Source organism: Plantibacter sp. LMC-P-059a (genome assembly GCF_030209505.1).
GTDB lineage: Bacteria > Actinomycetota > Actinomycetes > Actinomycetales > Microbacteriaceae > Plantibacter.
Map to the genome: position 1 here is coordinate 1 of NZ_JARVRZ010000009.1, position 14,209 is coordinate 14,209.

The 14,209-nt window shown below is 69.6% G+C and carries 15 protein-coding genes; all 15 read left to right on the top strand.

Annotation, left to right across the window (positions count from 1 at the left end; genetic code table 11):
- Nucleotides 1-557 precede the first annotated feature (557 nt).
- The 15 genes from QRN27_RS17535 to QRN27_RS17605 all read left to right on the top strand — a co-directional run bounded on the left by QRN27_RS17535 (nucleotide 558) and on the right by QRN27_RS17605 (nucleotide 14,208).
- Nucleotides 558-845, top strand: coding sequence for a hypothetical protein (locus QRN27_RS17535; RefSeq protein WP_285043320.1), 288 nt, complete (start codon nucleotides 558-560; stop codon nucleotides 843-845).
- Between the two features lie 164 nt (nucleotides 846-1,009).
- A complete protein-coding gene (locus QRN27_RS17540; protein ID WP_285043321.1) occupies nucleotides 1,010-1,702 on the top strand; it encodes a hypothetical protein in 693 nt (230 codons plus the stop codon).
- Nucleotides 1,674-2,708, top strand: a complete 1,035-nt coding sequence (locus QRN27_RS17545; protein WP_285043322.1) for an HAD-IIA family hydrolase — start codon at nucleotides 1,674-1,676, stop codon at nucleotides 2,706-2,708. Before QRN27_RS17540 ends, QRN27_RS17545 begins: the two co-directional genes overlap by 29 nt.
- Before the next feature lie 82 nt (nucleotides 2,709-2,790).
- Nucleotides 2,791-2,949: a hypothetical protein gene (locus QRN27_RS17550; protein ID WP_285043323.1), complete on the top strand. Its 159-nt coding sequence runs from the start codon at nucleotides 2,791-2,793 to the stop codon at nucleotides 2,947-2,949.
- Between the two features lie 3 nt (nucleotides 2,950-2,952).
- Nucleotides 2,953-3,804: a TlyA family RNA methyltransferase gene (locus QRN27_RS17555; RefSeq protein WP_285043324.1), complete on the top strand. Its 852-nt coding sequence runs from the start codon at nucleotides 2,953-2,955 to the stop codon at nucleotides 3,802-3,804.
- A gap of 4 nt (nucleotides 3,805-3,808) precedes the next feature.
- Nucleotides 3,809-4,819 carry an NAD kinase gene (locus QRN27_RS17560; RefSeq protein WP_285043325.1) on the top strand — a complete coding sequence of 337 codons (1,011 nt, stop codon included), beginning with the start codon at nucleotides 3,809-3,811 and terminating at the stop codon, nucleotides 4,817-4,819.
- On the top strand, nucleotides 4,816-6,513 hold the full coding sequence (recN, locus tag QRN27_RS17565) for a DNA repair protein RecN (RefSeq protein WP_285043326.1): 1,698 nt from the start codon (nucleotides 4,816-4,818) through the stop codon (nucleotides 6,511-6,513). The genes QRN27_RS17560 and recN overlap by 4 nt, the downstream gene beginning before the upstream one ends.
- A gap of 86 nt (nucleotides 6,514-6,599) precedes the next feature.
- Nucleotides 6,600-8,294 (top strand): CTP synthase, encoded by a 1,695-nt coding sequence (gene pyrG, locus QRN27_RS17570; protein ID WP_285043388.1) that lies wholly within the window; start codon nucleotides 6,600-6,602, stop codon nucleotides 8,292-8,294.
- The gene (locus QRN27_RS17575) at nucleotides 8,287-8,925 is read left to right on the top strand and encodes an NUDIX domain-containing protein (RefSeq protein WP_285043327.1); all 639 of its coding nucleotides are present in this window, start codon (nucleotides 8,287-8,289) and stop codon (nucleotides 8,923-8,925) included. The genes pyrG and QRN27_RS17575 overlap by 8 nt, the downstream gene beginning before the upstream one ends.
- Nucleotides 8,926-8,928: 3 nt before the next feature.
- Nucleotides 8,929-9,864 carry a site-specific tyrosine recombinase XerD gene (xerD, locus tag QRN27_RS17580; RefSeq protein WP_285043328.1) on the top strand — a complete coding sequence of 312 codons (936 nt, stop codon included), beginning with the start codon at nucleotides 8,929-8,931 and terminating at the stop codon, nucleotides 9,862-9,864.
- A gap of 85 nt (nucleotides 9,865-9,949) precedes the next feature.
- The gene (locus QRN27_RS17585; protein WP_056011089.1) at nucleotides 9,950-10,825 is read left to right on the top strand and encodes a ParA family protein; all 876 of its coding nucleotides are present in this window, start codon (nucleotides 9,950-9,952) and stop codon (nucleotides 10,823-10,825) included.
- Nucleotides 10,826-10,841: 16 nt separating this feature from the next.
- A complete protein-coding gene (locus tag QRN27_RS17590; RefSeq protein WP_502929546.1) occupies nucleotides 10,842-11,696 on the top strand; it encodes a segregation and condensation protein A in 855 nt (284 codons plus the stop codon).
- Complete coding sequence (gene scpB / locus QRN27_RS17595) at nucleotides 11,689-12,324, top strand: SMC-Scp complex subunit ScpB (protein ID WP_285043330.1); 636 nt, start codon at nucleotides 11,689-11,691, stop codon at nucleotides 12,322-12,324. The genes QRN27_RS17590 and scpB overlap by 8 nt, the downstream gene beginning before the upstream one ends.
- Complete coding sequence (locus QRN27_RS17600) at nucleotides 12,290-13,111, top strand: pseudouridine synthase (protein WP_285037842.1); 822 nt, start codon at nucleotides 12,290-12,292, stop codon at nucleotides 13,109-13,111. Before scpB ends, QRN27_RS17600 begins: the two co-directional genes overlap by 35 nt.
- The gene (locus tag QRN27_RS17605) at nucleotides 13,108-14,208 is read left to right on the top strand and encodes a prephenate dehydrogenase (RefSeq protein ID WP_285043331.1); all 1,101 of its coding nucleotides are present in this window, start codon (nucleotides 13,108-13,110) and stop codon (nucleotides 14,206-14,208) included. Before QRN27_RS17600 ends, QRN27_RS17605 begins: the two co-directional genes overlap by 4 nt.
- Nucleotide 14,209: the final 1 nt, after the last annotated feature.

A 14,209-nucleotide genomic window follows, 5' to 3' on the forward strand; every position in this document is an offset into this window, starting at 1 on the left:
ACTTCTTCGTTGAAATGGCCACCCAAGGTTCTTGGGTGGCCATTTTGCGTTAACGCGCAGTGTGCGTCAGGCAGTACGCCTGAGCACACGCACCGCGTGAAGTCGACGTCTCACGAGTAGCGTGGGATACAGGATTCAGCACACAGACGCCGGGTGACGGCGTTCGAACACCGTGGAGATCATCGTGAGTGACCAGTCAGCAGACCAGCCCGACAAGGGCGAGCGACGAGCACCGCGATCGTCCGGTGATGGACGCCCGAACACGAACGCTGGTCGACGAAACGACAGCCCGCGGGGCGACCGGCCGCAGCGTGGCGACGGTCCTCGAGGCGACCGGCCACAGGGCTCTGATCGCCCCGCTTGGCAGCGGGACCGTCCGTCGTCCGGCGACCGGCCGCAGCGATCGGACCGGCCGGCACGGAGTGGCGACCGTCCGTCGTCCGGCGACCGCCCGCAGCGGTCGGACCGACCCGCTTGGCAACAGGATCGTCCTGCCTCCGGTGATCGGCCGCAGCGTTCCGACCGTCCCGCGCGGAGCGGGGACCGCCCGTCGTCCGGTGACCGGCCGCAGCGTTCCGATCGGCCTGCTTGGCAGCGTGATCGCCCGGCGTCGGGTGACCGCCCGCAGCGTTCCGATCGTCCCGCACGAAGCGGCGACCGTCCTGCATCGGGCGACCGTCCGGATCGCGGGAACCGCACGGATCGCGGGCACTCGTCCGATCGTGGCGGCCGTGCCGACCGCGGACGCGACGGCGGCGCACGGAGCGGCGGCCGCGAGCTGTGGACGCGCGACGGTGCGCCGGCTCGGGGCGACCGCGACGCGTTCCGCAAAGAACGTGAGCTGACGGAAGAGGAGCGCATCGCGTTCGAGCTCAAGTCGATCCGTCCTCGTCACGACGACCCGGAGATCCCTGCGGACGTCACCCCTCAGGATCTGGACAAGGGTGCGCGGAACGAGCTCAAGACGCTCAGCAAGGAGAACGCCGACGGCGTCGCGCAGCACCTGGCCATGGCGGCCCGGTTGATCGACACCGACCCCGCGCTCGCTCACCTGCACGCCATGTCCGCTGCGCGTCGTGCCGGTCGGATCGCGATGGTCCGAGAGACCCTGGCGATCACCGCGTACGAGACCGGTGACTATGCCCTCGCGCTCCGCGAACTCCGGACCTACCGGCGGATATCCGGCAAGGATGATCAGCTGCCACTCATGGTCGACAGTGAGCGCGGTGTCGGCCGCCCTGAGCGTGCCCTGGAACTCGGCCGATCCGTCGACCGCTCCACGCTCGATGTCCCGGTCCGTGTCGCACTCGCGATCGCGATGTCCGGGGCCCGCCTCGATCTCGGCCAGACCGAGGACGCCCTGACGGAGCTGCAGATCCCGCAGCTCGACCCGAAGCGGGCGTTCTCCTACAGCCCCGCGTTGTTCAACGCCTACGCCGAGACGCTCGAGGTGCTCGGCCGGATGGACGAGGCAGCCGTCTGGCACGATCGTGCGACGATCGCCGCTGAGGCGCTCGAGCAGTCGGCCGCCGACGACGAAGGGGAGACCATGGTCGTCGTCGAGGAGTTCTTCGACATCGATGCTGATGCTGATGCTGATGCTGCTGCTGCTGCTGCTGCTGCTGCTGCTGCTGCTGATGTTCAGGACGACCTGCCAGAGGAGACGCCGGCCGATGAGTCCGCTGCTGACGAGAAGGCCTAAGCCCGTGACCCCCCTCGACGGTGTCGACGTCGTGCTCGCCGACCTGGACGGCGTCGTCTACGCCGGACCGAACGCGATCCCACATGCGGTGGAGTCGTTGAACCTCGCTGCGACACATGTGCGGGTCGGCTACATCACCAACAACGCCTCCCGCACCGACGCCTCGGTCGCGCAACACCTGACGGACCTCGGTCTCACCGTGGCACCCGCCGAGGTCGTGACGAGCCCCCAGGCCGCCGTGCGGCTCCTGTCGGGCCTCGTACCCGCCGGCTCCACCATCCTGGTCGTCGGCGGCGCCGGCCTCGTCGACGAGGTGGAGAAGGGCGGCTTCGTCGTCACCCGATCCGCCGAGGACTCGCCGGCCGCCGTCATCCAGGGCTTCGCCCCGGAGGTCGGATGGTCACACCTCGCCGAGGCGGCCTTCGCACTGCAGACGCCACGGCCGGACGGGACTGAACTGCCCTGGGTCGCCACGAACACGGACTGGACGATTCCCCAGGCCCGCGGTATCGCACCCGGTAACGGAACGCTCGTCTCGGCCGTCCACACCGCCATCGGACGACTCGCCACGGTCGCCGGCAAGCCCGAGGTGCCGATCTTCGACGAGGCCAAGGTGCGCTTCAGCGCGTCCAAGCCGCTGTTCATCGGCGACCGGCTCGACACCGACATCCTCGGGGCGAACCGCGCCGGCATCGCCTCCGCGCTCGTCCTCACCGGGATCGATCGAGCCAAGCACGTCCTCGCGGCTGACCAGCACTCCCGGCCGACGTTCATCCTCGAAGACCTGCGGCAGCTGCACGAGCCGTACCCGGTCACGACGATGTCTCGGGACGGCAAGGCGGCGACCGTCGGTGCGGCGACGGTCCGCATCCGCGGCAACGACGTCGTCGTGGAATCGAGCGGTCCGTCGAAGATCGATCTGCTCCGTGCCGCGTGCGCGGCGATCTGGGCCTCCGGCCGGGCGATCTACGGGCTCAATGTCCCGGAGCACCTCTACGCGGAATGAACGCGCTGCCGGCCGCTGCCGGCCGTGTTCGCCCTCAGCGCTCCCTCCCGATGACGGAGGTGGTGGCCGGTAGGGTTGCCCTGTGACGAATGAACCGGAGGACCCGAGCAACAGCCTCCTGTCCCGCGTCCGCCGCATCGACGAGCAACCGCTCGGGGAACGTGCCGCCGCCTACGGCGAACTCGTCGACGAACTCCGGGCAACGCTCGAAGGGAGCGACTCGCCGAGGACCTCGGCCTAACGCATGCAGAACCTACCCGAACCGCCCACAGTGCCGGACACCGCGGAGGATGACCGCTCGCCGGTCCGTCTCGACGCCGCCCTCGCCGCCCGTGGGCTCGCCCGGTCCCGAACCCACGCAGCCCAACTCGTCGCCGACGGGCTGGTCACCGTGGACGGACGCACCATCGTCAAAGCAGCGCACCGGGTGCGCCCCGACGCGAAGCTCACCGTCGCCGCGACCGACCACTACGTGAGCCGCGCCGCACACAAACTCCTCGCCGCGCTGGACGCCTTTCCGGTGTCCGTCGAGGACGCACTGGTCCTCGACGCCGGGGCCTCGACCGGCGGGTTCACCCAGGTCCTCCTCGAGCGCGGAGCCCGCCGGGTGGTCGCGCTGGACGTCGGCCACGACCAGCTCGTCCCGCAGCTGCGCGAGGACGAGCGGGTGCAGGTCGTCGAGGGCTGCAACGTCCGGTTCCTCACCCCTGAACAGTTCCGCGAGTTCACCGGTGACGACGAGCGACCGTCCGTCGTGGTCGGCGACCTCTCCTTCATCTCCCTCACGCAGGTGCTTCCTGCGCTCGTGAGCGTGGCAGCGGTCCCCGCCGAGCTCGTCCTCCTCGTCAAGCCGCAGTTCGAGGTCGGTCGCGGAGGGGTCCGGGAAGGCGTCGTCACCGACGCCGCGCTCCGTGCGGACGCCGTCGCCGGCGTCCTCTGGGCGGCCTGGGACCTCGGACTGGGCACGGCCGGGCTCATCCCGTCGCCCATCGTCGGCACGCACGGCAACCGTGAGTACGTCGTGTGGATATCGGCTGAGCACGGCCGCAATCCGACAGAATGGATGCAGCAGATCACCTCGATGGCTGGAGCGTAACCCGATGCCACACCCCACCGATCCGACCGTCGCGGCGAGGAACATCCTGGTCGTCGCGCACACGGGCCGTGACGACTCACGCGACGCCGCGGTCCTCGTCTCCCGATTGCTGCTGGACGCCGGCGTCCGCCCGGTGCTGAGCGCCCTGGAGCGCGCCGACCTCATCGCCGTCGACCCGGAACTCTCGGTCGTCTCCGTCCTCCACGACGAGGTCGGACTCGGCGACATCGAGCTGACCATCGTGCTCGGCGGCGACGGCACGATCCTGCGCGCGGCCGAGGTCACGCGCGGCTCGGCCGCACCGCTGCTCGGCGTGAACCTCGGCCACATCGGGTTCCTCGCGGAGAGCGAACGCGACGACCTCACCGAGACGGTCGAGCGGGTCGTCCGACGCGACTACTTCGTCGAGGAGCGGATGACGCTCTCGGTGCGGGTGAAGGTCGGGGCCGAGGTCGTCTACGAGACGTGGGCGCTGAACGAGGCCACGGTCGAGAAGGCGAGCCGGGAGCGCATGCTCGAGGTCGTCATCGAGGTCGACCAGCGTCCGCTCTCGTCGTTCGGTTGCGACGGCGTGGTCATCTCGACGCCCACCGGCTCCACCGCGTACAACTTCTCGGCCGGCGGGCCCGTCGTGTGGCCGTCGGTGGAAGCCATCACCCTCGTCCCGCTCAGCGCGCACGCGCTGTTCGCCAAACCGCTGGTCGTCGGCCCGGAGTCCGCACTCGCCGTGGAGGTGCTGGAGCGCACGGACGGGCTCGGTGTCCTCTGGTGCGACGGACGGCGCGCCCGCGACCTCCAGCCGGGCGCCCGGGTCGTGGTCCGACGCTCGTCGGTGCCGGTACGTCTGGCGCGTCTGCACGAGAGCACCTTCACCGACCGCCTCGTCAACAAGTTCCGGCTCCCGGTCACCGGCTGGCGTGGCCCCGTCGGTCGGGAGGAGCCCATGACCGGCACGATCCACCTGCCGGGTCCGACGACCACCGGCCACGACGACGATCAGGACGGCACTGCATGATCGAAGAGATCGAGATCCGCGACCTCGGGGTCATCGCCTCGGGCACCCTCCCGCTCGGACCCGGCTTCACGGCCGTCACCGGTGAGACGGGCGCCGGCAAGACCATGGTCGTCACCGCACTCGGCCTCCTTCTCGGACAGCGCTCGGACAGCGGCGTCGTCCGTGCCGGTCAGAAGCAGACGAGTGTGCAAGGACGCTGGCTGGTGCCGGCGTACGGCGCCGTCGCCGATCGGGTCCGCGAAGCCGGGGGAGACCTGGACGAGGCGGGCGAGGCGGCGGAGCTGTTGCTCGGACGCATCGTGACCGCCGAGGGACGCGGTCGCGCGATCGTCGGTGGGCGCACAGCACCCATCGGGATCCTGTCCGAGCTCGGCGAGCAGCTCGTCGTGGTGCACGGACAGTCCGATCAGATCCGCCTGCGGACTGCACCCGCCCAGCGGGACGCCCTCGACCGGTTCGCCGGCGAACCGCTCCACCAGGCGTTGGCCGCCTACCAGGAACGGTATCGCCGACTCATCGAACTGCGGACCGAGCTCGAGACCCTCACCGGGGAACGCGACACCCGCCTGCTCGAAGCCGAACAGCTGCGCGCCGCGCTGGCGGAGATCGAACAGGCGGACCCGCAGCCCGGTGAGGACGCAGAGCTCGCCGAGCGGGCGGACCGGCTCACGAACCTCGAGGAACTCCGGCTCTCGGCGGCCGGAGCACGCGAACTCGTCTCCGCCGAAGCCGGCGAGGAGAGCGACGTCGTCGGACTCCTCGAAGGCGCACGGCGGCAGCTGGACCGCGCCGCGGTCCACGACCCTGCCCTCGGCGCGATCGCCGCGAGTGTGGCGAACGCGAGCTACCTGGCTGCCGAGATCGCCGCCGAGCTCTCCAGCTACCTGGCCGGACTCGACGAGGACGGCGCCCGCGAACTCGAGGTCGTGCAGGAACGTCGCGCGACCCTCGCCACACTGGCCCGGAAGTACGGCCCGACCGCCGACGACGTCCTGCAGCTCCTCGAGACCGGGAGCACCCGCCTCCTGGAACTCGACGGCGACTCCGACCGCATCACCGAGTTGGAGGGTGAGGTCGAGCGCCTCGTCGGCGAGGTCGACACGGCCGCCGCGGCGCTGAGCGCGGTCCGGGTCGAGGCGGCGGCACGCCTCGGAGCGGCAGCCAGCACCGAACTGCGTTCGCTCGCCATGGCCGAAGCCGAGCTGGTCGTCGAGGTCACCGACCGCGACGACCTCACGGTGTACGGCAAGGATGTGATCGCCTTCCTCCTCCGACCCCACGCCGGAGCGGAACCGCGCCCGCTGGGCAAGGGCGCTTCGGGTGGAGAGCTCTCTCGCGTGATGCTGGCCCTCGAGGTCGTCATCGCCGGAGCGGACCCCGTCCCGACCTTCGTGTTCGACGAGGTCGACGCCGGTGTCGGCGGTGCTGCGGCGATCGAGATCGGTCGCCGTCTCGCGGCCCTCGCCGAACGATCCCAGGTGATCGTCGTCACCCACCTCGCGCAGGTCGCGGCCTTCGCCAACAACCATCTGAGCGTGGTCAAGGGCGGAGACGGGTCCGTCACTGCCTCGAGCGTCCGTCAGCTCGTCGGTGCGGAACGCGAAGCGGAGATGGCGCGGCTGCTCTCGGGCCTCGCGGAATCGGACAGCGGCCTCGCCCACGCCCGCGAACTGCTCGCCCTCGCCGCCTCATGACGACGGTCCGGTGCAGGAATCGACACGGAAGCCCGAACTGGATGGTAGGATAAAAGCCCGTGGTGAATACTTCTGAAGCGGGCAACCTGAACTCCTCGACCGACGACATCGTCCCGGGCTCCAACCGCACGACCAAGCACATCTTCGTGACTGGTGGTGTCGTTTCTTCGTTGGGCAAGGGGCTCACTGCCGCCAGCCTCGGCAACCTGCTGACCGCACGCGGGCTCCGGGTCGTCATGCAGAAGCTCGACCCCTATCTCAACGTCGACCCCGGCACGATGAACCCGTTCCAGCACGGCGAGGTCTTCGTGACCGACGACGGCGCCGAGACCGACCTCGACATCGGCCACTACGAGCGCTTCCTCGATATCGAGCTGAGCCAGGCGGCGAACGTCACGACGGGCCAGATCTACTCGACCGTCATCGCCAAGGAGCGCCGCGGTGAGTATCTCGGCGACACCGTGCAGGTCATCCCGCACATCACCGACGAGATCAAGCGTCGGATGCGCCTCCAGGCGTCCGAGACGCCGCAGCCCGACGTGATCATCACGGAGATCGGTGGCACGGTCGGCGACATCGAGTCACAGCCGTTCATCGAGTCGGCCCGGCAGATCCGTCACGAGCTCGGCCGGAACAACGTCTTCTTCGTGCACGTGTCCCTCGTGCCGTACATGGGCGCCTCGGGGGAGCAGAAGACGAAGCCGACGCAGCACTCGGTCGCGGCCCTCCGCTCCATCGGCATCCAGCCCGACGCCCTCGTGCTTCGCAGCGACCGCCCCGTGACGGAGAGCAACAAGCGCAAGATCGCGCTCATGTGCGACGTCGACGAGGACGCCGTCGTCAACGCGGTGGACGTGCCGAGCATCTACGACATCCCCACCATGCTGAACGACCAGGGCCTCGACGCGTACATCGCGGACCGGCTCGGCCTCGTCACCAACGACGTCGACTGGAGCGGCTGGGCGGACCTCCTCGAGGCCGTGCACCACCCGAAGCACGCGGTCACCATCGGCCTCGTCGGCAAGTACATCGACCTCCCCGACGCCTACCTCTCGGTCACCGAGGCGCTCAAGGCCGGCGGGTTCGCTCACGACACCAAGGTCAGCATCCGGTGGATCCCGTCCGACGACTGCGAGACCGTCGAAGGAGCGATCAAGGCCCTCGCCGATGTCGACGGCATCTGCGTGCCGGGCGGCTTCGGTATCCGCGGGATCGAGGGCAAGCTCGGCGCCCTGAAGTTCGCCCGTGAGAACGGCATCCCGGTGCTCGGCCTCTGCCTCGGCCTGCAGTGCATGGTCATCGAGTACGCCCGCAACATCGTCGGACTCGAGGGCGCGAGTTCCTCCGAGTTCGACCCCGACACGCAGTTCCCGGTCATCGCGACGATGGCCGAGCAGGTCGAGATCATCGCCGGCGGCGACCTGGGCGGGACGATGCGTCTCGGCCTGTACGCAGCGAAGCTCGACGAGGGCTCGATCGTCGCCGAGCTCTACGGGTCGAACGAGGTCTCGGAGCGCCACCGTCACCGCTACGAGGTGAACAACGGGTACCGCCAGCAGATCGCGGACGCCGGTCTGCAGTTCTCCGGCCTCTCGCCCGACGGCACGCTCGTCGAGTATGTCGAGCTGCCGCGCGAGGTGCACCCGTTCTACGTCGCGACGCAGGCCCACCCCGAACTCCGTTCGCGTCCGAACCACGCCCACCCGCTGTTCGCCGGCCTCGTCGGCGCCTCGCTCGAGCGCCAGCAGGCGAGCCGACTGTTCGACGTCGCCAATGGTTGAGTCGAACGACACCGTCGGAGCGTTGCGCGATGAGGCCCACCCGGTCGAGGTCGTCTCCTCGGAGCGCGCCTTCGAGGGCAAGGTCTGGGACATCCGTCGCGAGACGTTCCGGTACGGCGACGGCGAGGTCGTCCGCGAGTTCGTCGATCACACCGGAGCGGTCGCCGTGCTCGCGCTCGACGCCGAGGACCGGGTGCTGCTCATCCAGCAGTACCGGCACCCGATCGGTGAGCGCGACTGGGAGCTTCCGGCCGGGCTGCTCGACATCGCGGGGGAGGACCCTGCGGTTGCCGCCGGTCGTGAGCTCGAGGAGGAGGCCGACCTGGTCGCCGGCTCGCTGCAGCTCCTGACGGAGTTCTACACCACCCCTGGTGGCAGCAACGAGTCGATCCGCATCTACCTCGCCCGCGACCTCACGGCGACCACCGAGGCGTTCGCCCGCGCGGAGGAGGAGGCGGACATCCGCATCGAGTGGGTGCCGCTCGACGATGCGGTGGCGGCGGTGCTCGACGGCCGGCTCCACAACTCGATCCTCATGATCGGTATCCTGACCGCTGCCGCGGCTCGCGATCGCGGGTGGTCGACGCTGCGCGACAGCGGCGACTCCACGATCGGACCGGGCGGAGCCTGAAGCGTGGCGCTCGATCGCGCGGTCGCCGACTACCTGCGGCACATCGCGATTGAGCGCGGCCTGTCGGCCAACACGCAGGCCGCCTACCGGCGGGATCTCGAGGGGTACCTGGCCTGGCTCGGCACGCACGGCGTCGATGAGGCGGCCGCCGTCACCGCCGCGCACGTGTCGGAGTACACCGCTTCGCTGAAGACGCCCGAGGGACAGCCGGTCCGCGCGTCCTCGCTCGCCAGGGTCCTGTCCTCCATCCGTGGGCTCCACCGGTTCCTCCTCGACGAGCAGCTCGTCGAGGTCGACGTGGCACGGGAGGTGCGCCCGCCGAAGCTCCCCGGGCGCCTGCCGAAGGCGATCACGATCGACCAGGTCCGGGCCTTGCTCGAGACGACCGACGGCGACGAGCTGCTCGCCATCCGCGACAAGGCGCTCCTCGAGCTGCTCTATGCGACCGGCGCCCGCGTCTCGGAGGCGGTCGGCCTGAACGTCGACGATGTCATCGACACCGACATCGTCCGGTTGCTCGGCAAGGGTGGCAAACAACGGATCGTGCCGCTCGGGAGCTTCGCCCGCGAGGCGGTCGACCGCTACCTGGTCCGGGTCCGTCCCGTCTTCTCAGCCCTCGGTCGTTCCACGCCGGCACTCTTCCTCGGGCAGCGTGGCGCACGCCTGTCCCGCCAGAGCGCTTGGCTCATCCTGCAGCGTGCGGCCGAGCGCGCGGGACTCGAAGCGCACATCTCGCCGCACACGCTGCGGCACTCCTTCGCCACCCACCTGTTGCAGGGCGGGGCGGACGTCCGGGTCGTGCAGGAACTCCTCGGTCACTCCTCCGTCGCGACCACGCAGCTGTACACCCTGGTGACAGTCGACAACCTCCGCGACGTGTACACGCAGTCGCATCCGCGGGCCAGATGGACCGCGGGCGGAGCGGCACCCCGGGCCTGAGCCGCGGCCCGGTAGACTCGTCACTCGAACGACAGCAAGCGGGAGCGAGGCAACACCGGTGGCCGGTACGAAGCACACGAGCGCAGTGCAGCACGCTGCGCGCAAGACCGCCGCCGAAGCGAACCCGAACGGCCCCACCGGCCGGCCGCGTCGCGAATTCGCGGTCCCGCCGACCCTGGCCCAGCACGGCCCGGCACGCATCATCTCGCTCTGCAACCAGAAGGGTGGAGTCGGGAAGACGACGACCACCATCAGCCTCTCGGCCGCGTTGGCCGAGTACGGCCGTCGCGTCCTCGTCGTCGACTTCGACCCGCAGGGCGCCCTGTCCGCTGGTCTCGGCATCTCGACCCACGATTCGAACACCGTGTACGACCTGCTGCTCGGCACCGTGAAGGACCCGGCGGAGGTCATCCAGCACACCGCCATCGACGGTCTCGACGTCCTCCCGGCGAACATCGACCTCTCCGCCGCCGAGGTCCACCTCGTCAACGAGGTCGCACGCGAGACGATCCTGGCCCGGGTGCTGCGGAAGGTCTCCGACGACTACGACGTCATCCTGATCGACTGCCAGCCCTCGCTCGGCCTGCTCACCGTCAACGCCCTCACGGCGAGCCACGGCGTGCTCATCCCGCTCGAGTGCGAGTTCTTCGCGCTGCGCGGCGTCGCGCTGCTGATCGAGACCATCGACAAGGTCCGCGACCGCCTCAACCCGGCGATCGAGCTCGACGGCATCCTCGCGACCATGTACGACTCCCGGACGCTGCACTCTCGCGAGGTGCTCGAGCGGGTCGTCGACGCCTTCGACGACAAGGTGCTCGAGACGGTCATCGGTCGTACCGTGAAGTTCCCGGACGCGAGCGTCGCCGGAACCCCGATCACCGAGTTCGCACCGGAGCACGCGGCGGCGAAGGCCTACCGTCAGCTGGCGAGAGAGCTCATCTCCCGTGGCGCGATCGCCTGATCCCGCGCGGTCGTCCGTGGCCGTCCTCCCTCCGGCCGACGAGACCGGCACGCACCCCACCGAGGCGCCGTCCGTCGAACCTGCGGCGACTCCGTCGTTCCGGGTGTCGTTCGACGGCTTCGAGGGCCCGTTCGACCTCCTGCTGTCGCTCATCGGCAAGCACGAGCTCGACATCACCGAGGTGTCGCTCAGTCGCGTGACCGACGAGTTCATCGCGTACCTGCGCACCCTCGAGGCCGACGACGAGCTCGATCAGGCGAGCGAGTTCCTCGTCGTCGCGGCCACGCTGCTCGACCTCAAGATCGCCGGCCTGCTGCCGCAGGGCGAGCTGGTCGACGCCGAGGACGTCGCCCTGCTGGAGGCGAGAGACCTCCTGTTCGCACGCCTGCTCCAGTACCGTGCCTTCAAGCAGGCGTCGGCCTGGTTCGCCGAACGCCTCGAGCTGGAGTCCGCGCGTCATCCCCGTTCCGTCCGCCTGGAAGAGCGGTACCGACGCCAGACCCCGGAACTCGTGTGGACGCTGACGGCCCAGGACTTCGTGGCACTGGCGACGCTCGCGTTCACGCCGCGAGAGCTGCCGACCGTCGGACTCGACCACCTGCACGCCCCGCTCGTGAGCATCCGCGAGCAGGCGGCGCACGTCGTCGCCATCCTCCGCAGCGGCGGATCCCACACCTTCCGCGAACTCGTCGCCGGTGCCGAGCTGAAGGGCGTCGTCATCGCCCGGTTCATCGCCGTGCTCGAGCTGTACCGCCACGCCGCACTGTCGTTCGAGCAGATCGAACCGCTCGGCGAGCTCACCCTGCGTTGGACGGCCGAAACGTGGGACGACGACAGCCTCGCGAACCTGGGAGCCGATTACGATGCCTGAGCTCGCAGACGAGCCGATCGACCGGCCTGCCGACGTGGCGACGAGCCTCCCGCCCGAACCCGAGCCGGTACCGGCACCGGACGTCCCGAGGGCGCTCGAGGCGATCCTCATGGTGGCCGACGAGCCGCAGAGCCTCGTGAACCTGGCTGCCGCCGTGCACGTCCCGGTCGGGACGGTGCGGCGTGCCATCGCCGAACTCGTGGCCGACTACGACGGCGAACGCGGCGGCGTGCGACGCGGCTTCGAGCTGCGCGAGGTCGGTGGCGGGTGGCGGTTCTACGTCCGAGCGGACCACGACGCCCTCATCGCCGACTACGTGGTGTCCCAGAACCCGACGAAGCTCTCGCAGGCGGCGCTCGAGACCCTCGCGGTCATCGCCTACAAGCAACCGATCAGCCGCGGGGCGATCGCATCCATCCGTGCCGTCAACGTCGACTCCGTCGTCCGGACACTCCTCGGACGCGGTCTCATCACGGAGATGTTCACCGACAGCGAGACGGGTGCCATCAACTACGGCACCACCGATCTCCTGCTCACCCAACTTGGTATCAACGCCATCGAGGAGCTGCCGCGGATCTCGCCGTTGCTCGACGATGGCCGGGAAGGATTCGACAGTGACCAGCACTGAACCAGAGGGCATCCGCTTGCAGAAGGTGCTCGCGAACGCGGGCGTCGCCTCCAGGCGCGTCTCCGAGCAGCTCATCGAGGACGGGCGTGTGGAGGTGAACGGCGTCGTCGTGACCGAGCTCGGCTCACGCATCGACCCGGAGCACGACCTCGTGTCGGTCGACGGAAGCGCCATCCAGCTCGACGCGTCGAAGCGGTACCTCATGCTCAACAAGCCGGTGGGCATCTACAGCTCGCTGAAGGACGACCGCGGTCGCCCCGATCTGCGCCGCTTCACCGAGCAGTACGAGGAGCGGTTGTTCAACGTCGGGCGCCTCGACGCCGAGACGAGCGGCCTGCTCATCCTCACGAACGACGGCGATCTGGCCCATGTGCTGGCGCACCCGTCCTTCGGCGTCCAGAAGACGTACATCGCGAAGGTGACCGGCAAGGTGACCCCGCAGGTCCTCGCGAAGCTGACCGCGGGCATCGACCTCGAGGACGGACCCATCTCCGCCGACAAGGCGCGGCTCCTGGGCACCGAGGACGGCTTCAGCCTGGTGGAGCTCACGCTGCACTCCGGTCGCAACCGGATCGTCCGTCGCATGCTTGACGCCGTCGGACACCCCGTCGTGGACCTCGTCCGTCGCCAGTTCGGCCCCCTCCACCTCGGCACCCTCGGGTCCGGGCAGCTGCGGGAGCTCACCAAGGACGAGCTCGGCGCCATCCTCACCATCGCGCGTGCGCACGGCCCTGAGGCGCGCGCAGCCGACGGCACCGCGGCGGAGGCGTCGGAGCCGACCGAATGACCGACGTCGTCGCATCGCCACCGCGCGTCCAGGGTTCCGTCCGCATCGTGGGAGCCGGACTGCTCGGGGCGAGCATCGGTCTCGCGTTGCGCGCCAAGGGCGTCGACATCATCCTCGACGACGCGTCGCCCAGCCAGTTGCGTCTCGCGATCGACTACGGAGCGGGTCGTAGTGCCGAGGCGACCGACACCCCGTCCGTCGTCGTCATCTGTGTCCCGCCGGACGTCACGGCCCGTGTGATCGAGGCCGAGCTGGAGGCGTTCCCGGACGCGGTCGTCACCGACGTCGCGAGCGTGAAGCTCGAACCCTATCGGGCGCTGCTCGAGCGCGGCGTCGACCTCACCAGGTACATCGGCTCTCACCCGCTCGCGGGGCGTGAGCGCGGCGGGGCCATCTCCGCGCGTGCGGACCTCTTCCTCGGTCGTCCCTGGGTGATCTGCCGCGACGCGGAGACCCCCGCCTGGGCACTGGCGCAGGTCGAGGGACTCGCGCTCGACCTCGGCACCATCCCGATGGAGATGACCCCGGAGGAACACGACCGGTTCGTCGCCCTCGTCTCGCACACGCCGCAGCTTGTCGCGAGTCTCCTCGCCGCGCAGCTGCGGGACGCGGAGGAGGGTGCCATCCAGCTCGCCGGCCAGGGCCTTCGCGACACCGTCCGCATCGCCTCGAGTGCTCCCGAACTCTGGGTGCAGATCCTCAGCGCGAACCATGCCGAGGTGCTTCCGGTGTTGGAGCGGCTGTCCACCGACCTCGACTCGGTCATCTCGGCTCTCCGTGACCCGGAGGTGCCAGGCGCACGCCGCACGGTCGCGGACACGATCGCCGCCGGCAACACGGGCGTCGCACGGCTGCCGGGCAAGCACGGCCAGAACCGCCGGTTCGCCAGCATCGTCGTCCTCCTCGACGACCGTCCCGGCCAACTGGGCGCCCTGTTCACGGAGCTCGGCGAGATCGGCGTGAACATCGAAGACCTGCGTCTGGAGCACTCGCCCGGCGCGAACATCGGTCTCGCGGAGGTCCAGGTCCTCCCTGAGGTCAAACAGCGCACCGTGGATGACCTCGAGTCGCGCGGTTGGCGCATCGCAGAGGTATAGG

Bases quoted from the DNA above. Each gene is read 5' to 3' on its own strand.
- QRN27_RS17540 (WP_285043321.1), top strand. From the start codon at position 1,010: ATGGCGGCCCGGTTGATCGACACCGACCCCGCGCTCGCTCACCTGCAC.
- QRN27_RS17545 (WP_285043322.1), top strand. From the start codon at position 1,674: ATGAGTCCGCTGCTGACGAGAAGGCCTAAGCCCGTGACCCCCCTCGAC.
- QRN27_RS17555 (WP_285043324.1), top strand. From the start codon at position 2,953: ATGCAGAACCTACCCGAACCGCCCACAGTGCCGGACACCGCGGAGGAT.
- QRN27_RS17560 (WP_285043325.1), top strand. From the start codon at position 3,809: ATGCCACACCCCACCGATCCGACCGTCGCGGCGAGGAACATCCTGGTC.
- recN (WP_285043326.1), top strand. From the start codon at position 4,816: ATGATCGAAGAGATCGAGATCCGCGACCTCGGGGTCATCGCCTCGGGC.
- QRN27_RS17575 (WP_285043327.1), top strand. From the start codon at position 8,287: ATGGTTGAGTCGAACGACACCGTCGGAGCGTTGCGCGATGAGGCCCAC.
- scpB (WP_285043330.1), top strand. From the start codon at position 11,689: ATGCCTGAGCTCGCAGACGAGCCGATCGACCGGCCTGCCGACGTGGCG.
- QRN27_RS17600 (WP_285037842.1), top strand. From the start codon at position 12,290: ATGGCCGGGAAGGATTCGACAGTGACCAGCACTGAACCAGAGGGCATC.
- QRN27_RS17605 (WP_285043331.1), top strand. From the start codon at position 13,108: ATGACCGACGTCGTCGCATCGCCACCGCGCGTCCAGGGTTCCGTCCGC.